This is a genomic window from Marinobacter sp. KM021 (genome assembly GCF_050707965.1).
Classification (GTDB): Bacteria; Pseudomonadota; Gammaproteobacteria; order Pseudomonadales; family Oleiphilaceae; genus Marinobacter; species Marinobacter shengliensis.
Genome location: NZ_CP136129.1, coordinates 516955 through 535734 on the forward strand (window position 1 = coordinate 516955; position 18780 = coordinate 535734).

Genomic DNA, 18780 nt, shown 5'->3' on the forward strand with positions numbered 1-18780 from the left:
TTTGGCAACAGACACAGGGAGATTGTTATGCAGGCCTCTGACCAACAACTGGAGAGCGCTGGAAACACGCTGGGTGAATGGCTCGTCGAGCACGGTAAAACCATCGCCACCGCCGAAAGCTGTACCGGCGGCTGGGTGGCCAAAGTGCTGACTGACCGGGCGGGGTCGTCTGCGTACCTGATGGCCGGGTTGGTGACCTACAGCAACGAGGCGAAACAGGCCATTCTGGGGGTTGAAGAATCGGTGCTCGCCGAGCATGGCGCGGTGAGCGAGCCAGTGGTTCGCCAGATGGTCGCCGGTGCCGTCCGCGCTGCGGACGCTGACATAGCCGTGGCCATCAGCGGCATTGCAGGCCCAGGTGGCGGCACTGATGAAAAGCCCGTAGGCACCGTATGGTTCGCCTGGGGCACCGGCCCGGACCGCATCGAAACCAGCACGCAGTGCTTTGACGGCGACCGGGATCAGGTGCGCCGAAAGTCGGTTTTGTATGTTCTGCAAGGGGTTACGGAGTTTCTGAAAACACTGTGACGTTTTTCACCCGGGCAGGGGTTGGTCTCAGCGAAGGCTTATGTTTTAATACTGTTCAAATATACAGGAAAACACTGGATGCCTCCGGTGTCATCGCTTTGAATTTCGCTGCTGTCGGCCCAATCGCGGCTCAGCAGCCCCGGCAAATGAGGGTCAGGTACCAATGGAAGACAATCGCAAGAAAGCACTCAGCGCAGCACTCGGCCAGATTGAGCGCCAGTTCGGCAAAGGTGCCGTGATGAAAATGGGCGACCAGCCCCGTGAAGCCATTCCTGCGGTATCCACCGGTTCCCTCGGGCTGGACGTAGCCCTGGGTATTGGCGGCCTGCCTTACGGCCGGATCGTTGAAATCTACGGCCCGGAAAGCTCCGGTAAAACCACACTGACCCTTCAGGTGATTGCGGAAGCCCAGAAGGCTGGCAAAACCTGCGCCTTCATCGACGCCGAGCACGCGCTCGACCCCATCTACGCAGAAAAGCTGGGCGTAAACGTAGACGACCTGCTGGTGTCCCAGCCAGACACCGGCGAACAGGCCCTGGAAATCGCCGACATGCTGGTGCGCTCCAACGCCATCGACGTGATCATCGTCGACTCCGTTGCCGCACTGACACCGAAAGCCGAAATCGAAGGCGAGATGGGCGACAGCCACGTAGGCCTCCAGGCCCGCCTGATGTCCCAGGCCCTGCGTAAACTGACCGGCAACGTCAAACACGCCAACTGCCTGATGGTCTTCATCAACCAGATCCGTATGAAAATCGGCGTCATGTTCGGCAGCCCGGAAACCACCACCGGCGGTAACGCCCTGAAATTCTACTCCTCCGTACGCCTGGACATCCGCCGCATCGGTGCTGTCAAAGAGGGCGACGAAGTGGTCGGTAACGAAACCCGCGTAAAAGTCGTCAAGAACAAGGTATCTCCGCCCTTCAAACAGGCCGAGTTCCAGATCATGTACGGCAAGGGCATCTACCACATGGCCGAAGTTCTGGACATGGGCGTAAAAGAAGGCTTCGTCGACAAATCCGGCGCCTGGTACGCCTACAACGGCGACAAAATCGGTCAGGGCAAAGCCAACGCCTGCAAGTTCCTGGAAGAGAACATGGATATCGCCAACGAAATCGAAGCCAAGGTTCGCGACAAACTGATGCCCAAGCCGGTGAAGAAAGAAGCGGCCGAGGCGCCGGTGGAAGCGAGTGGCGAGTTGCTGTAACCCGCTTCATACGGCTCTATGCGGCATTGATACGTTGGACGGCATATTCGGAGCCTAGCGAGTTGTGGCAGGGACCCCCTCACGGGAATCTCGTAGGCCATGGATGGCCGGAGCGAAGCGCACATGGATGTGCTCGTAGCGTTTCCCGTGAGGGGGTTCCTGCCACAACTCATGCTCCATGAGTTAACGGCAAGAAGGGAGTCGGACGGCAAATGTCTAGCAAAAAGAGACTACTCATCGTAGCCCACGCCCCATCCCCAAATACCCTGAAACTCCGTAACGCCATAGAAAAAGGCGCCCGTAACCCCGACATCGAAGCCGTAGAAGTGGTGGTAAAAGCCCCACTCGATGCCGGCCCCGAAGACATCCTCGCCTGCGACGCCATCATCCTCGGTACCACCGAAAACCTCGGCTACATGTCCGGCGCCCTCAAAGACTTCTTCGACCGAAGCTACTATCCGTGCCTCGAGAAAACCCAGGGCCTGCCCTTTGCCTACTACATCCGCGCCGGCCACGACGGCACCGGCACCCGCCGCGCCATCGACAGCATCACCACCGGATTACGCTGGAAACGCATACAGGAGCCATTGCTGTGCAGGGGAGATTACAGGGATGAATTCGAGCAACAGTGCGAGGAACTGGGCATGTACGTGGCGGCCAGCCTGGATGCTGGCCTGATCTGATTAACTGGCGAACCGGTTGTAAAAACCCTCAATCCGGGAAAGCGCATTGTCGATCGCTCTCGAGTAGCCTTTCTTGTCGAGACAGTAGCTGAACTGCAGACTCACACGGAAGCCCGTCTGAAACGGCTGGCACGACACCACTCGGGCATCAATGCGCGACTCGCTGATGTATTTACCCTCAATATCCAGGAACAAATGCGCGCCGGAGTCTACCGGCCGAGGGCACAGCACCGCCATACCGTAACGATTGAGGTCCAGGCAGGTTACCGCCACTGGCTGCTTCCCGCGACCAAAGAACGCCCTCTCACGGAGTTGCACCCTGAGACACGACGCCGAAAAACGATCCTTGATGCGGCGATCTGCGGAATAATTCGTCATTGCTTTGACCATCACCCGTATTGTACTTGTTGTGTCCGGAATCCGTCCGGGCATGGAAGTGTAGTAATCGACGGCCTGCCTGAAAAATGACCAAGGGGGAATTTGTGACCCGGTTGGCATATTGTCACGAATCCGGCCTCTTCCGATAAATGCGGCGCGGATAGGCGACAGCTTGAAGCTCAAACACTACAATGCGAGCGATAGTTACTACTCAAAACCGAACTCAACGGGAATCGAACTTGAAGTCATTGCCCTTGCATCAGCTCTACAAAGCCTGCGTTCTTAAAGATCTGCCATTCAAAACCACCCGGCAACTGGAGCCGCTGGCCGAGATTGTTGGCCAGAACCGCGCCCAGGAAGCGGTGCGTTTTGCGCTCGCCATGCCCCACGGTGGTTATAACGTGTATGCGGTCGGTCGCAATGGCTTGGGTAAGCGCACCATGATGCTCCGGTACCTTGAACACCACGTCGATACCGAACAGCAGAGCCACGACTGGTGTTACGTGGCCAACTTCGATGAGCCACGCAATCCGCGTCTGCTGCAACTGCCGGCAGGGATGGGTACCCAGCTCAAGCAGGACATGGACAAGCTGATGTCCCGGTTGGTGAAGGTGATTCCCCAGACGTTTGACAGTGACAGTTTCCTGGAGCGCTCCGAGCACCTCAAGAACGAGTACGGCAAAAAGCAGGAAGACGAGCTCGAGAAAGTCGCCAAGCAGGCGCGGCGCAAGAAAGTCAGCCTCACGGTAACCACACCGGGTGGCTATCGGCTGGTTGCCATGAATGGCGATGAGCCCCACACCGTGGAGAGCTTCCAGGCGCTTACCGATGAGCAGCGTGACAAGTTTGAAGACACCATCAACGCCCTTGAAAAGAAGCTCCGCCAGGCCCTTCGCAAGCTGGCCGATTGGGAGCAGGAGTACGCCGAGAAGCAACAGGCATTGAATCAGGAAACTCTCGAAGGCATTTCCGGTCACCAGATCGATGAGCTAGTCAAACGCTACAGTGACCAGCCAGACGTGGTTTCCTATCTTGAGGCCGTTCGCAAAGACCTGGTCGACAACCTGGATATCTTCCTTGAGGACGATGAAGAGCAGGCGGCGATCGCCTACGCCTCACTGGACAAGAAAACGCCCCGGCGCTACGTGATCAATGTGCTGGTGCACCAGAAAACCAATGAAGTGCCGGTGGTGGTGGAAGACAATCCCACCTACCACAACCTGTTCGGGTACGTGGAGAACGTCACGTTCAAAGGCACCGTGTTCACCGACTTCTCCCTGATTCGACCGGGCAGTCTGCACAAGGCCAATGGCGGTTACCTGCTGATGGATGCCATCAAGGTGCTGGAGCAGCCGTTTGTCTGGGACGGTCTGAAGCGCGCCCTGCGCTCCCGCACCCTGCAGATCAATTCCCTGGAGCGGGAGCTGACGCTTTCAGGGACCATTTCAATTGAGCCGGAAGCCGTACCTCTGGATGTTAAAATCGTGCTGTTTGGCGATCGCGAAACCTGGATGCTGCTGCAGGAATACGATTCCGAGTTTGCCGAGCTGTTCCGGGTGACGGCCGATTTCGAAAACGAGATGTACCGTACCGAGGAGAGCCAGCTGCTGTATGCCAAGTTCATTGCCAGTCTGGTGGTGGAGAAGAAGCTGCTGCACTGCACCAATAAAGCGGTGGCCCGTATAATCGAGCACAGCGCTCGCATGGCCGAACATCAGAACAGGCTCTCGCTGCATGCAGCGGACATCGCCAACCTTTTACGGGAATCCGATTTCTGGGCCCGACAGGCGGGTGCCAAACTGATCTCTGAAGTGCACGTTGAGCGCGCGCTGGAGAGTGCCCGTTACCGTAGCAGCCGTATCCGGGATCATTTTTACGATTCGGTTCGGGACGGCTCCACCCTGGTGACCACAACCGGCACCTGCGTCGGTCAGGTGAACGCCTTGTCGGTGCTGTCGACCGGCGGTTTCGAGTTTGGTCTTTCCAACCGGGTAACCGCAACCTGCTACTATGGTGATGGCGGTGTCATGGACATCGAGCGGGACGTGAAGCTGGGTGGCAATATCCATTCCAAGGGCGTGATGATTCTCAGCTCCTGGCTGGCCTCCCATTTTGCGGTGAATGACCCGATGCACCTGTCGGCCAGTCTGACCTTCGAGCAGAACTACGGCGAAGTGGACGGTGACAGCGCCTCCCTGGCCGAGCTGTGCGCCTTGATCTCTGCACTGTCTGGTATTCCGGTGCGGCAGGATCTTGCGATTACCGGCTCGGTGAACCAGTTTGGCGAGGTGCAGCCGATCGGCGGCGTCAACGAAAAGGTCGAAGGCTTTTACGCCACCTGTGAGCTGAAAGGCGGCCTGACCGGCTCCCAGGGCGTCATTATCCCGGTCACTAACGTGCAGAACCTGATGCTGGACAGCGAAGTGGTTACGGCATCCAAAGCGGGCAAATTTGCTGTATACCCGGTTGCCCGTGTGGAGGAGGCCATTACACTGTTGCTTGGCAAACCGGCGGGCAAGGCCGATGACAAAGGCAGGTACCCCAAGCAAAGCGTTTTTGGCATTATCCAGCAACGGCTCGAGAAAATGCGGGAACATGAACGGCAGGAACATGCCAGGGACGATCATAAAGATCCGTCCATCCACTGACCGGCTCCATAATAAAACGGACAGGAGAAAACAGATCCATGACTGATATCCAGCAGACTGTGTATGTGGTAGAGGACGACGAGGCCGTCCGCGATTCACTGGAATTGTTGCTGAAATCCGATGGCAAGCCGGTGAAAACCTATGAAAGCGCCGGCTCTTTTCTGGCGGATTATTCTGACCAGATGGCGGGCTGCATTGTGCTGGATATCCGTATGCCGGGTATGGACGGCATGGAGTTGCAGAAAAAACTCAACGACAAGCATTCGATCCTGCCCATTATTTTCGTGACGGGGCATGGCGACGTTCCCATGGCTGTCGATGCCATGAAGGAAGGTGCCGTCGACTTTATCCAGAAGCCCTATCGCGAGGAAGCGCTGCTGGAGAAGATCGAGGCGGCGCTGGAGCAGGATCGTGAGCAGCGGAAATCTCTGGATGAGCGCCAGGAGATCGTTCGCCGTATCAAGAGCCTGACACCCCGCGAGCGTGAAATCATGGATCGGATGATTGCGGGCCAGGCCAACAAGGTGATCGCCATCGAGCTTGAGATCAGCCAGCGCACCGTTGAGATTCACCGGTCCCGTGTGATGCACAAGATGGGCACCCATTCATTGGCACATCTGGTGCGTATGGTTCTGTCCGTAAAGGAACTTATCGACTAGGTCTGTCGGTATCGTCATCATACAATGACGTTTTTAACCGGCCATGTTTCTATGACTGAAGTTGTCAGTGAGAACTCCGAGGTGACGGTTCTGCTGGTTGATGACAACCCGCAGAACCTGAAAGTCCTCTACGAGACCCTGAAAGACAAAGGCTACCGGCTTCTGATCGCCAACGAAGGCGAGAAAGCATTGGACCTTGCCCACCGCCATCATCCGGAAGTGATTCTGCTGGATATCATGATGCCGGAAATGGACGGCTATGAGGTGTGTGAGCGCCTGAAAGCCGATCCGGAAACTTCAGATTGTGCCGTTGTATTCCTGTCAGCCCTGGACGACCTGCAGGCCAAGGTGAAAGGCTTCAGCCTGGGTGGTGCAGACTACATCTCCAAGCCATTCCAGTCCCTGGAAGTGATTGCAAGGGTTAAAACCCACGCCCAGGTGATTCGCCTCGAGCGGGAACTCCAGGCCCGGAACCGCGAGCTGCAGAGCGATCAGGCGCGCATCCTGAACTCCATCAGCGAGGGCATCTACGGCCTTGACGAGAACGGCATCATCGAATTTGCCAATCCCGCAGCCGCCATGATTATGGGATGCCCGGCGGAAGACCTGATCGGCAAGAGTTTTTTCGAACTGCACTTTTCGACGGCGGCGGAGTGCCAGGACAGCCTGCCGGTGATGGCCACCTGCCGGCAAGGTGTGGCGGAAAACCAGCGTGATATCCGGCTGCTGCGAGCTGATGGCAGTGGCTTCCCCGCGGAGTATCGTTCCACCCCCAAACTGGATGACGGCGAGTTGCATGGCGCGGTGGTTGTGTTTCGGGACATTACCGTGGAACTGGACAACGAACTGGCCCTGGAGGAAGCGCGGGCCCTGGTTCAGGAACAGCGGGATCAACTGGCCCACACCTCACGCCTGACCACCATGGGTGAGATGGCCGCAGGGTTTGCCCATGAGGTCAACCAACCGCTGACCGCTATCACCAATTATGCCCGGGTGTCCAAGCGCATGATGGCCAAGGAGCAACCGGACCTTGTGTTGCTTCAGGAAACCCTCGACAAGATCGAAGCGCAGTCGCACAGGGCCAGTGAGATTATTCGCCGCATCCGACGGTTCATGAAAAAGCCTGCCACTGGCAAAGAAGTCCTGTCTGTTCCGGTGCTGCTGGAGGACACCCGGCAGTTTGCGGAAGTGGATATGAGGAACAACGAGGGCGGTATTGATGTCCGCGTTGAAGATGACCTGCCAGACGTACTGGCGGACCCGATTCAGGTGCAGCAGGTTGCCCTTAACCTGATCCGTAATGCCCTTGAAGCCACTCGCAGTGCCGAATCATCCACGCCTGTGGAAGTCAGCGCCCGCCGATGCGGTGACCAGTGTGTGCGCATTCAGGTGCTCGATCACGGGGTGGGTGTGCCGGAGGATGCCGAGGAAAAGCTGTTTCATCCCTTCTACACCACCAAGGATGAAGGCATGGGCATTGGTCTGGCCACCTGCCGGTCCCTGATTCAGGCCCAGGGTGGCGACATTGGCTATGAGCGTCCGGAAGAGGGTGGTGCCTGCTTCTACTTCACGCTGCCTGTTGCCAATGCTGAGGGGCAGCCCTGCGCAGCAGGTTGAGCATCGATCTGGCGGTGAGCGGCCAGATCGAAGCGTTTATCCCGCCGTTATAGCCATTCAATACGACCACTCAGGTGTGGCGCATCGCCTTTGCTGTTCAGGAGCTGGTAATCCCAGGCGTCGCTGGCGGTCTGCCAGTTCAGTTGGGCGGTGCCGGGCAGAAACAGGGGTTTCTTGAACTGACAGCTCACCCGCACAGGGCCGGATTGCCAGTCAGCCTGCTGTTCCAGTAATGACAGCGCCCGGGCTTTGCTCCACATGCCATGGGCAATGGCCCGTGGGAAGCCAAAGGCTTTGGCACTCAATGCGTGCATGTGAATCGGGTTGCGGTCCCCGGATACCTGCCCGTACCGTCGCCCAAGGTTTTCCGGTGCCGTGATGGACTCGCTGAACGGATAGGTTTCGAGTTTGGGCGGTTGCGCTTTCGGCTTGCCACTTTCAGCATTTGCCATCCGGAACAGGTTGGTGCTTACCTCCTCCCAGATCAGCCGGCCCGCAGAGCGCGCCTCGGTGATCAGGTCGAACTCGATGCCGCGCTCCGTGCTCTGCTGATTGCCCAACGTAACCCGGATATCCAGGTTTTCGCCGGTCTGGATGGGTCGGTGTTGGGTGATGGTGTTGCGCAGATGCACAAGGCCCAGCAGGGGCAGTGGAAACCGTTTGTCGGTCAGCAATTTCAGGTGCAGCGGGAAAGCAAGGATGTGCGGCCAGGTCATGGGCAGGGTGGAGCCAGGCTTGAATCCGCACACGTTCAGATAGCGGGACAACATCGGCGTATCTGTGGCCACGCCCAGCAGCTCAGCCTGCAATTCCGGGATCTCTGTGTTGGCGCCGGGCTTGTGTGATTTTGGCAGCAGTGCTCTGCCGAACATGGGCAGCAGAGAGGGTGGGGTGCTGCGATAAATCAGTGGTTCTGTCATGGTATTCATCTCCCTTGTTGGCCTGATCGGCCGGGTAATTTCCCGTGAATCAGTAACGTAATTACCGATTTTCTCTACATTCTGGTACAACTGTGCGTCTGTGGCCTGATATGCTCTAATGTAAGACGAAAGTCGTGGCGGCCTCGCAGTCTGGCAAACCCCTCCAGATCGGGCATTGACCCACCGTGCCATGAGCACTGTCCGGTGGGTCAAAGTAGTAACCATATAAATAAAATAGCGGGATACTATGCAGGAACTACGTGATGCGGGCGTGATGTTGCGCCTGATTTATGAGGCGATGAAGAAAAAGGGTGTCGATACCGATGCCATATTCAGCCGCCTCGGCGTTGACGAGAACTACGTCTACACAGACCAGCTTCGCACTCCCCACAGCGCCCAGCTTTACTTCTGGCAGGCGGTGGAGGATGTATCCGGCGACCCGGACATAGGCCTGCACCTGGGGCCGCTGTTGCCCGCCTATAAGGGCCAGGTTCTCGAATACCTGTTTCTCAGCAGCCCAACCTTCGGAGAGGGACTGCGCCGGGCTCAGAACTATCAGCGCTTGCTGAGCGATGCCGCCAATACCGATTTCTTCATTGAAGGCGAAGAAGCCTGCATGGTGCTGGACGCCGCCTCCGATGAGATTCGCAAGCTCAAGCACTTCAATGAGTGCTTCGTACAGGGGCTGATTACCTTCTTCAAGTCCATCACCGATGGCAATTTCTACCCATCACGAATCGAGTTCGAGCATGGGCGGGAGCAGGGAGCCGAGCACGTACGCGAAGTTCTGGGTTGTAACGTGGTTTTTGGCGCAGAAGAAAACCGGTTGTATTTCCCCGCTGCGATGCTGTCCCACGCCTCTCCCCACGCCGAACCAGAACTGTTGGCGCTGCACGAGCGCTTTGCCAGTGAACAGGTGGCGCGGCTAGAGAAAAAGGACATTGTCGGTCAGGTGGAGCGCATCATCGCCGAGCTCCTGGACAGCGGCGAGGTGACCCTGGATGCCGTTGCAGAACGGCTGGGTATCAAACCAAGAACCTTGCGCACCCGGCTCACCGAGGCGGAAACCAGCTTCAACCAGGTGCTGGCGGATTTCCGCTATCGGCTGGCGCGGCAGCTCCTTGCGACCACCGATGAGTCCATTGATGAAATTGTGTACCTCACCGGTTTTTCCGAACCCAGTACGTTCTATCGGGCGTTCAAGCGCTGGTCTGGTATGACGCCCATCGAATACCGGAAGACGGCCCAGGGCAAAGACGCCATGGTTGACGCCATGTAACCGGGGGTTTGGAAAAATCTGAAAAAAGTTCAGTAAAAGCGTTGACATAAACGGGGGCCTCTTTATAATGCGCCCTCGTTGTCACCGAGCAGTCAGCAAACAGGCTGTTAGGCAACAAACGCGGAGCGGTAGTTCAGTTGGTTAGAATACCGGCCTGTCACGCCGGGGGTCGCGGGTTCGAGTCCCGTCCGCTCCGCCATTTTTATCTTCCCCCCCTTGCTTTACCTCAGTTACTTCCCTTGATGTGTTTCCGGTATTCTCCCGGGCTTATGCCATACCAGCGCCGATAGGCCTTGTGGAAGGCTGGTGGGTTCGCGAATCCCAAGAGCCAGGCGATTTCCGAAAGCGAACTGTTGGTCTCCTGCAAATAGTCTTGTGCGAGTTGTCGTCGAGTGTTGTCCAGCAACTCCCGAAAGCCGGTTCCTTCACTGGCAAGCTGTCGTTGCAGTGTCCAGGGCGTTGTTCCCAGTCGGTTGGCCAGGGTTTCAATGGTGGGTGTTTCTCCCCGCAATAACGGCGTCATCAGGTACCGGGCCCTGTCAGCCACACTCCAGCCTTTGCGAATCTGCTGCAGCTCCTGTTCACACCAGGCGGTCAGTTTTTCGTGCATACCTTGGTGCGCCTGGCTCGGTGCCTGAAGCCAAGCGCTTTCCTTCAGACGAATCGAGTTTTCCTTCGCGCCGAATTCCACGGGGCAACGAAACCAGCTCTCGAATACCTCGTCCAGCCCGATCGAGGGGTACTCAATACGCACCCGTTCCAGGATGTCGTAACGGCCGGTCATGTGTCTGATCAGTTGGGTCCAGGCGGCAAGGATGGAGTCCACGACAAAGTAGTTGTACTGGTTGTATGGACTGATCGAATAGAAGCAGGCCTTACGATGTTCAGCCGCCAGACTTGGCTCGCCTCTGGAGTTCCGGCTGCTTAGCAGCGCATACCGTATCAGTGTGGCAAGGGACTGGTGTACTGTGTTGGCGGTTTCTGCGGCCAGGCCGGCAATGCCGGCGTCGATGGGGCGGGTCAGGGCGCCCATACGCAGGCCCAGGGCGGGGTTGCCCGTTGTGGCGATGGCAGCCTGGCCCAGGCGCATGAACCTGGGAATGCTGATGCGTCCTTCCGGCGCGGCCAGCTCAGGGTCGTTCAGATGGAACTGGGATTTTAGCCTTTCGGCATCGCCTCCCTCGGCCTCAGTGGCACGCAGCAACACGGAAGCATAGAGCAGGCTGATGTCGCCCAGCGAATTCTGGTTGGGTCTGGATGCATTGGTCATGATCGTATTATCGGTGTTGTCCAGGGATAATAAAATGTTCTTTTTGGATATTGTTGCGCTGGCGGGAGCTGGGTAGTGTAGGGGCCATAACAACGGGCGCGATGGTTGCCCGATCCTACAATCGATGAGGAGATTACCAATGGCTGCATCACCGGGCGTGAGCAAGTACCCGCACCTGCTTGAACCACTGGACCTTGGTTTTACCACCCTGCGTAACCGCACACTGATGGGTTCCATGCATACCGGCCTGGAGGAAGTGAAAAACGGATTCGAGCGTCTGGCTGCGTTTTACGCCGAGCGCGCCCTTGGTGGCGTTGGCCTGATCGTAACCGGTGGCATCGGCCCGAATACCGAAGGTGCGGTATTCCAGCACGCAGCCAAGATGAACACAGAGGAAGAATCTGACAAGCACAAGGTGATTACCCAGGCGGTGCATGAGGCTGACGGCAAAATCTGTATGCAGATCCTGCATGCTGGCCGTTATGCGTATTCCCCTGAGCTGGTCGCGCCTTCGGCTATCCAGGCGCCGATCAATCCGTTCAAGCCCAAAGAGCTGGACGAAGCCGGCATCCAGAAGCAGATCGACGACTACGTGAACTGTGCTGCCCTGGCCCAGCGCGCTGGATACGACGGCGTGGAGATCATGGGTTCCGAGGGTTATTTCATTAACCAGTTCATTGTCAAACACACCAACCACCGCACCGATCAGTGGGGTGGCAGTTACGAGAACCGCATTCGCCTGCCCATTGAAATCGTTCGCCGGGTTCGTGAGCGCGTGGGCGAAAACTTCATCATCATTTATCGCCTGTCCATGCTCGATCTGATCGAAGACGGCAGTACCTGGGAAGAAGTGGTGCACCTGGCCAAGGAAATCGAGAAGGCGGGCGCCACCATTATCAACACCGGTATTGGCTGGCATGAGGCCCGTGTGCCGACCATCGCTACCTCAGTGCCCCGTGGCGCCTTCACCAAGGTAACGGCCCGCCTCAAGGGTGAAGTCAGTATTCCGCTGGTAACCACCAACCGGATCAACATGCCGGACGTTGCCGAGAAGGTTCTGGCAGAAGGTGATGCGGATATGGTGTCCATGGCCCGCCCATTCCTGGCAGACGCTGACCTGGTGCGCAAAGCTGTGGAAGATCGTGCCGAGGAGATTAATACCTGCATCGGCTGTAACCAGGCCTGTCTTGATCACACGTTTAGCGGCAAGCTGACGTCCTGCCTGGTCAATCCCCGCGCCTGCCACGAAACCGAACTGGCGTACGTGAAGACGGCTACGCCGAAGTCGGTTGCGGTGGTTGGTGCTGGCCCCGCAGGCCTGGCGTTTGCCTCGGTTGCCGCCGAGCGTGGGCACAAGGTTACGGTCTTCGACGCCGGCAGTGAGGTAGGTGGTCAGTTCAATGTGGCCAAGCGCATTCCGGGCAAGGAAGAGTTTTACGAAACCCTGCGCTACTTCCGGGTGATGCTCGACAAACATGGCGTTGATATTCGGCTCAATACCCGCGTTACCGCAGAGGACCTCAAAGCCGGTGGCTTTGATGAGGTGGTCCTGGCCACTGGCGTGGAGCCACGCACACCGGAGATCGAAGGCATTGATCACCCGAAGGTGATTGGCTACCTGGATGCGCTGTTGGAGCGCAAGCCGGTTGGTCAGAAGGTAGCTGTCATCGGTGCGGGTGGTATCGGCTTTGATGTGTCTGAATTCATCGTCCACAAGGGGGAATCGCCTTCGTTGAACACCGAGCACTTCATGAAGGAGTGGGGCGTGGATCTGACGGTTGAACACCGTGGCGGTATTGAGGGTGTTCAGCCTCAGGTGCCTGAGCCTGCGCGGGAGGTCTGCCTGCTGCAGCGCAAGGCCTCGAAAGTTGGCAAGAACCTGGGCAAGACCACCGGCTGGATTCATCGTACTTCTCTCAAGCACCGCAACGTGCAGATGGTGCCCGGCGTCAGTTATCGCAAGATTGATGACGAAGGCCTGCACATCACCATCACACCGAAAGGTGCCGAGCAGGGCGAGGATAAAGTGTTGCCGGTGGATACCATCATCGTGTGTGCTGGTCAGGAGCCGCTGCGTGAGCTGCAGGCAGGCCTGGAAGCAGCCGGTTTGCCGGTGCATCTGATTGGTGGTGCCGATGTGGCGGCAGAGCTGGATGCAAAGCGGGCCATTGATCAGGGTAGCCGCCTGGCAGCGGAGATCTGATCACAAAACGTTGCAGTTTTTCTCTGTGTTTCGGTTAAGGTCTGGCTAGACTATGGAGTTGAAGAGCGGGAGGGGGATGGAACTCTCTTCCCGCATCGGGCGTCCATAACAAGAGTTTTCCGAAGCATGGAGAAAGTGAATGGTTAATGCCGGGCAGGCAGCCGACGGGTATTCGGCGGTTTTCTTTATGGAGGGCAGTCAGGTTGCCCGGCAGATGCGGTTGTCTGAATTCGGCGCGTTTCTGGACGGCTATGTTGGCCTGTCTGATCTTGCCGAGACAGATGTTCGGGCGGTGCTGGTAAACCTTTCACCGGAGTTGACGGTTCGGTCGCTGGTTTTCTTCCGTATCTGGTTTGATGATGAGGGGCGGGCCGACAGTCACTGGAACGTGCCTATCGAGGCGTTGGCAGAGAAAGGCGCCAAGGGGCCGGATATGGGCGGCGGTGCTATCCGGCTGGTTTGTAGGAGCCAGTGTCCTGATCCGGCATTTGCCCAGGAACTCTGGGATCCGGACATGACGCCGGGTAGTAACCACTTCCAGTTGATCCGCAAAGCGGTTGACGCCAACGCTTTGCGTTTCCAGAAGGTGGAACCGGAAGAAGAGAATATTCCGGTCCTGACCGCGGCGAGTGTGGAGCAGCCCGTCGAGGATAACCGTGACCGGGCCCGTGTTGCCCAGATCCTCCGTGAACAGCGGCTCAGGATCAAAACCCTCCAAAGTGTGCATCGGGATTCCCTGGCTGACCTCCAGCGTGAGCATCGCCTCGAAATGCAGGCTTTGCGCAGCGAAATGTCAGATCTGGAACAGCGATACGAACGCACCCGGATCAGCAGTGAACAGCTCAAACAGCGCCTGGCTCAGCGCAACGAGCAATATCTCTCCATGCAGGAAAAAATGGCGGAGGGCGACGCCCGCCAGCGTAAGGACGTTCATGCTGACGCCGAGACCGTTCTGCTACATGAGCAGCTGGAGCGCAAGCAAAGGGAGCTGGAGCTTCGGGATGACAAAATTGTTGCCCTTGAGCAGGAAAACCACGAGCTTCGCCACCAGGTACCACCCGAGGATTCGCTGCTGGAACAGTTGCAGAGCCAGTCCGTATTCCTGGTTGCCTATCATCCCGGCGTGGGCCATATCACACTGCCTTACGACGATATCGATACCTATTTTGGCAATCCGGTGGCCTATGCCGCCGAGCGTTGCGGTATGAACGAGCCGGCCTACAAAGACTGGCTGGCACACTACGAACACCCGGTTTGCCGCCACGTGGATAGTGACGGAAATGCCTGCGGTGAGCCGATCATGCGCGTAACCCAGCCGGCGGAATTCCAGCCAGGGGTAGATGATCATTGCGAGCAGCACCGGTCCTGACGCGGATCTTTTTTCAGTATCTGTCTGAGATTCGTTAAACTGTGGCTCTGTTCGTTACAGAACAGGAGGGGCCATGCCTTTCCTGTCTCATTCAGACACCACGGGATACTTCATGGATCAGTTCAGGAATATCGGCATTGTCGGGCGCATGGGCAGCGTCAAGGTGGTTGAGTCTCTGCGGCAGCTCAAGCAGTACCTGACGGCCAACAACTACCACGTCATCATCGAGGAAGATACCTCCACCATGATTCCGGGCCATGGCCTGCAGGTCGCCAGCAAAAAACTGCTGGGCGAAATCTGCGACCTGGTCATTGTCGTGGGCGGGGACGGTAGTTTGCTGGGGGCTGCCCGTGAACTGGCCAAATCCAAGATCCCGATTCTGGGGGTCAACCGCGGCCGCCTGGGCTTCCTGACGGATATTTCTCCATCTGACCTCGAAGAGCGCCTGGCCCGGGTGCTTGAGGGTGAATATATCGAGGAATCGCGGTTCCTGTTGGATGGCCATGTGGAACGCAATGGCCAGCCTCTGGGCTACGGTTCTGCCCTGAACGATGTGGTGCTGCACCCCGGTAAGTCTACCCGGATGATCGGTTTTGACCTCTACATTGATGGCCACTTTGTTTACAGCCAGCGTTCCGATGGCTTGATTGTTGCCACGCCCACCGGCTCAACCGCCTATTCCCTGTCAGCAGGTGGTCCCATCATGCACCCGAAACTGGATGCTGTGGTGCTGGTGCCCATGTTCCCGCATACCCTGAGCAGTCGCCCGATCGTGGTCGATGGCAAGAGTGAAATCAAACTGGTGATTGGTGAAACCAACGAAACCTACCCGCAAGTCAGCTTTGATGGCCAGATGAACATTGCCTGTGCGCCCGGGGATATCATCCGAATTACCAAAAAGCCGTTCAAGATCCGTCTGATCCACCCGACCGATCACAATTTCTATGCCACCTGCCGTGACAAGCTGGGTTGGGCAAGCGAAATAGCAGCGAGTTGATTATGGCGGGACAGACTTCAACCGCGAGCCGCGGTTACGACATTATTGGTGACATTCACGGTTGCGCTCACACCCTGGAGCGGTTGCTCCAGCAGATGGGGTATCGTAAACAGAACGGCATTTACCAGCATCCCCGGCGCCAGGCCATTTTTATTGGCGACATCATCGATCGGGGCCCAAGAATCCGTGAGGCCCTGCATCTGGTGCGAGACATGGTGGAGCACGGTGCCGCCCGCATCGTTATGGGCAACCATGAATACAATGCCCTCGGCTATTGCACCCGGGCGCGGCCGGGCAGTGGCAAACAATTCCTGCGCGAACACAACCCTCGCCATGACCGCCTGATCAAGGAAACCCTTGAGCAGTTCGATGCGTATCCCCATGAGTGGAACGATTTTCTGGAGTGGTTTTACACCATTCCGCTGTTTATCGAAGAGGAGCACTTCCGGGTGGTGCATGCTTGCTGGGATCAGGATCTGATAGACAAGTTCCGGCAGAATCAGGGCGGTGCCTGTATTGATGAAGACTTTCTTCATGCCTCGGCCGCCATCGAATCTTTCGCCGGCCAGGTGATGGACACCTTGTTGCGTGGCACTGACTTGCGCCTGCCGCCAGGGGTCAAGATTACCGGGCGGGATGGCTATGTTCGGGAATTCTTCCGCACCAAGTTCTGGGCCGACAACCCACAAACATACGCCGATGTGGTGTTCCAGCCAGACCCATTACCACCGGAAGTGGCGTCCATGAGCTTGCGGGAGGATGAGCGTAAACAACTGATTACTTATCCGCTGGATGCGCCGCCGGTCTTCGTCGGGCATTACTGGATGGATGGTGAGCCGGCACCTTTGAAGTCGAATGTGGCCTGTATCGATTACAGCGCCGTAAAGTACGGCAAGCTGGTGGCCTATCGGCTGGATGATGAAAAGGCACTTTCCCGCGACAAGTTTGTCTGGGTAGAGGTGGATCGTCCCGAGCAGCCGGATTATCCCACCAGTGAAGACAGCGTGGCGCGCTAAGTATCAGCGAGGTTAGTTTGGACCAACATACATCATCTCCGATTACCCCCAGCGGGCGCTGGCAGCCGGCTCCCCGGCATGCACCGTTTGTTGTGAGCGTGATCGGCATCGCCGTTGCCATGGTGTGGCTGACATCCATGGGGCAGAACCCCCTGGCCGCGGCCATGATGATCGTCGATCCGAGGCACTATTCCTGGGACCTGTTCAGTTCCCTGGGCGGGAGGTTGGATGCGCTTTCTGCGACAGTGGCAGGCGGGCAGTTGTGGCGCCTGATTTCACCGGATTTCCTGCATTTCAGCTGGACCCACATCATTTTCAACTCGGTCATGCTCTGGTTTCTGGGCAGCCAGATTGAATGGATTGATGGTCGCGCCCGCCTGGTGGCGCTGTTCCTGGTAACCAGTCTGTCCGCCAATCTGTTGCAGTATCTGGTGTCTGGCCCCCTGTTCGGAGGTTTGTCGGGTGTCGTTTATGGCATCCTTGGTTACTGTTGGCTGAGCCAGCAACGCCGGCCCAGATTCCAGTTTCCACCTGCGTTGGTCACCTTTGCCCTGGTGTGGATGGTGATCGGCTTTACGCCTATCCCGGAAATGATTGGCCTGGGCCGGATGGCTAACGAGGCTCACCTGGGAGGCTTTGTGGGTGGTCTGGCGTTGGCAGCGGTGATGCCCGCCCGGGGGCGGTTTCGGTGAAGGCATAAAAAAGCCCCACCAAAGGGTGGGGCATTAAAAGAGCTTATAGCTCCTGATGAGAGAGACCAAATGATACGACCGTCGTCATTTGGTGAGATAATGATAATTGTTATCATTTCCATCTGTCAAACGGATTTGCCGATTTTTTTATGAATGATTTTTCAGGAGGTGGGTAATGACCTACGACGAACTCATTGAACGGCTGGATCCGACTGTATACCGGAACCTCAAGCAATCTATCGAGCTTGGTAAATGGCCTGATGGAAGGGCAATGACCCGAGAGCAGCGGGAAATCAGCCTGGAAGCGGTTATCTATTACGAGAACAAATACAATGTGCCCGAAGAGCAGCGGGTGGGCTATCTGGACCGGGGCGAGAAAGCCGGTACCGCCTGTGATCCATCCGTGCAGTTTCGTAAAGATCGCCAGAACGGCAACGATGTGGATCCAGACCAGTTCGTCGAGGTCAAGGTTTGAGCGAGTTAATTGATGTAACCGGCCGCTTGCGTAAGATGCCGGCGCAAGCCGGCGATCCGGTGGCCTACACCCTGGCCGTGGGTGACACCCGCATTCCCCTGAACGACCTGATTGGCCAGAAGGTGCGACTGGACTTTGACGGTGTGATTCGCTGCATCCACTGCGACCGCACCACCAAGAAGAGTTTCAACCAGGGCTACTGTTATCCCTGTTTCCGCAAACTCGCTGCCTGTGACAGTTGCATCATGAGTCCTGAGAAGTGCCATTACCATCTGGGTACCTGCCGGGAGCCCGAGTGGGGCGAGGCGAATTGCATGGTGGAGCACGTGGTCTACCTGGCCAATTCAAGTGGCTTGAAGGTGGGTATTACCCGGGGCTCGCAAGTGCCGACTCGCTGGATCGACCAGGGCGCGGTAACAGCCATTCCCATGCTGCGGGTAGCCAGCCGTTACTTGTCCGGTCTGGTGGAAGTGGCGTGCAAGAGCCATGTGGCGGATCGGACCAACTGGCGTGCGATGCTCAAGGGCGATGTGCCAGAGCTGGACCTGGTTCAGGAGCGCCGGAAAATGCTGGAGCTTATTGAAGACGAGTTGGCGCAATTACGGGCGCAACATGGTGAGGACAGTATCCGGGTTGTGGACGAGGCCTCACTTGGGCTTGGTTATCCGGTTCAGGTGTGGCCGTCGAAAGTGAAAACCCATAATCTGGATAAAACCCCGGAAGTCGAAGGGCTGCTGGAGGGGATCAAGGGCCAGTACCTGATGCTCGATACCGGTGTGATCAATATTCGAAAATTTACCGGCTACGAAGTCCGGTTCCGGGTTCTTGACTGAGCGCGG

At 57.3% G+C, this 18780-nt stretch carries 17 protein-coding genes and 1 tRNA gene; 15 read left to right on the plus strand and 3 right to left on the minus strand.

Translation table 11 applies throughout. The features are described 5' to 3' along the window. Positions 1 to 27 precede the first annotated feature (27 nt). The 3 genes from pncC to RVM24_RS02515 all read left to right on the plus strand — a co-directional run bounded on the left by pncC (position 28) and on the right by RVM24_RS02515 (position 2418). A complete protein-coding gene (pncC, locus tag RVM24_RS02505) occupies positions 28 to 528 on the plus strand; it encodes a nicotinamide-nucleotide amidase (RefSeq protein ID WP_286920885.1) in 501 nt (166 codons plus the stop codon). A gap of 163 nt (positions 529 to 691) precedes the next feature. Further along, the gene (gene recA, locus RVM24_RS02510; protein ID WP_286920886.1) at positions 692 to 1735 is read left to right on the plus strand and encodes a recombinase RecA; all 1044 of its coding nucleotides are present in this window, start codon (positions 692 to 694) and stop codon (positions 1733 to 1735) included. Positions 1736 to 1947: 212 nt separating this feature from the next. Continuing rightward, complete coding sequence (locus RVM24_RS02515; protein ID WP_431474906.1) at positions 1948 to 2418, plus strand: flavodoxin family protein; 471 nt, start codon at positions 1948 to 1950, stop codon at positions 2416 to 2418. Here RVM24_RS02515 and RVM24_RS02520 read toward each other — a convergent pair whose 3' ends face one another. Further along, positions 2419 to 2796 carry a PilZ domain-containing protein gene (locus RVM24_RS02520; RefSeq protein WP_058093151.1) on the minus strand — a complete coding sequence of 126 codons (378 nt, stop codon included), beginning with the start codon at positions 2794 to 2796 and terminating at the stop codon, positions 2419 to 2421. A 239-nt stretch (positions 2797 to 3035) separates the two neighbouring features. Here RVM24_RS02520 and RVM24_RS02525 point away from each other — a divergent pair, with 239 nt between their 5' ends. From RVM24_RS02525 to RVM24_RS02535, 3 genes are read left to right on the plus strand one after another with little or no spacing between them, the layout of a single operon-like run. Continuing rightward, complete coding sequence (locus tag RVM24_RS02525; RefSeq protein WP_431474907.1) at positions 3036 to 5444, plus strand: Lon protease family protein; 2409 nt, start codon at positions 3036 to 3038, stop codon at positions 5442 to 5444. Between the two features lie 38 nt (positions 5445 to 5482). Further along, positions 5483 to 6103: a response regulator FixJ gene (gene fixJ / locus RVM24_RS02530; protein WP_058093114.1), complete on the plus strand. Its 621-nt coding sequence runs from the start codon at positions 5483 to 5485 to the stop codon at positions 6101 to 6103. A gap of 51 nt (positions 6104 to 6154) precedes the next feature. Beyond that, entirely contained in the window at positions 6155 to 7720 is a 1566-nt protein-coding gene (locus RVM24_RS02535; protein WP_286920985.1) for an ATP-binding response regulator, read from the plus strand. 47 nt (positions 7721 to 7767) lie between these two features. On the opposite strand, the gene RVM24_RS02540 is transcribed toward RVM24_RS02535, so the two are convergent. After that, a complete protein-coding gene (locus RVM24_RS02540) occupies positions 7768 to 8640 on the minus strand; it encodes a MaoC family dehydratase (RefSeq protein WP_286920984.1) in 873 nt (290 codons plus the stop codon). Between the two features lie 247 nt (positions 8641 to 8887). Between RVM24_RS02540 and RVM24_RS02545 the strand changes: the two genes are divergently transcribed. After that, entirely contained in the window at positions 8888 to 9919 is a 1032-nt protein-coding gene (locus RVM24_RS02545) for an AraC family transcriptional regulator (protein WP_061331690.1), read from the plus strand. A 122-nt stretch (positions 9920 to 10041) separates the two neighbouring features. Further along, positions 10042 to 10118, plus strand: a tRNA-Asp gene (locus RVM24_RS02550). A 27-nt stretch (positions 10119 to 10145) separates the two neighbouring features. On the opposite strand, the gene RVM24_RS02555 is transcribed toward RVM24_RS02550, so the two are convergent. Further along, on the minus strand, positions 10146 to 11189 hold the full coding sequence (locus RVM24_RS02555; RefSeq protein ID WP_431474908.1) for an AraC family transcriptional regulator: 1044 nt from the start codon (positions 11187 to 11189) through the stop codon (positions 10146 to 10148). Positions 11190 to 11328: 139 nt separating this feature from the next. Here RVM24_RS02555 and RVM24_RS02560 point away from each other — a divergent pair, with 139 nt between their 5' ends. The 7 genes from RVM24_RS02560 to RVM24_RS02590 all read left to right on the plus strand — a co-directional run bounded on the left by RVM24_RS02560 (position 11329) and on the right by RVM24_RS02590 (position 18774). Then, positions 11329 to 13392, plus strand: coding sequence for an FAD-dependent oxidoreductase (locus tag RVM24_RS02560; RefSeq protein WP_431474909.1), 2064 nt, complete (start codon positions 11329 to 11331; stop codon positions 13390 to 13392). Positions 13393 to 13531: 139 nt separating this feature from the next. Beyond that, positions 13532 to 14761, plus strand: coding sequence for a DNA repair protein (locus RVM24_RS02565; protein ID WP_431474910.1), 1230 nt, complete (start codon positions 13532 to 13534; stop codon positions 14759 to 14761). 112 nt (positions 14762 to 14873) lie between these two features. After that, complete coding sequence (locus RVM24_RS02570) at positions 14874 to 15758, plus strand: NAD(+) kinase (RefSeq protein WP_058093152.1); 885 nt, start codon at positions 14874 to 14876, stop codon at positions 15756 to 15758. 2 nt (positions 15759 to 15760) lie between these two features. Then, on the plus strand, positions 15761 to 16774 hold the full coding sequence (locus tag RVM24_RS02575) for a metallophosphoesterase (RefSeq protein WP_061331693.1): 1014 nt from the start codon (positions 15761 to 15763) through the stop codon (positions 16772 to 16774). Positions 16775 to 16776: 2 nt separating this feature from the next. Then, positions 16777 to 17466: a rhomboid family intramembrane serine protease gene (locus RVM24_RS02580; protein WP_197463824.1), complete on the plus strand. Its 690-nt coding sequence runs from the start codon at positions 16777 to 16779 to the stop codon at positions 17464 to 17466. Positions 17467 to 17641: 175 nt separating this feature from the next. Further along, the gene (locus RVM24_RS02585; protein WP_431474911.1) at positions 17642 to 17941 is read left to right on the plus strand and encodes a YeaC family protein; all 300 of its coding nucleotides are present in this window, start codon (positions 17642 to 17644) and stop codon (positions 17939 to 17941) included. After that, positions 17938 to 18774, plus strand: coding sequence for a DUF2797 domain-containing protein (locus tag RVM24_RS02590; protein ID WP_431474912.1), 837 nt, complete (start codon positions 17938 to 17940; stop codon positions 18772 to 18774). Before RVM24_RS02585 ends, RVM24_RS02590 begins: the two co-directional genes overlap by 4 nt. Positions 18775 to 18780 lie beyond the last annotated feature (6 nt).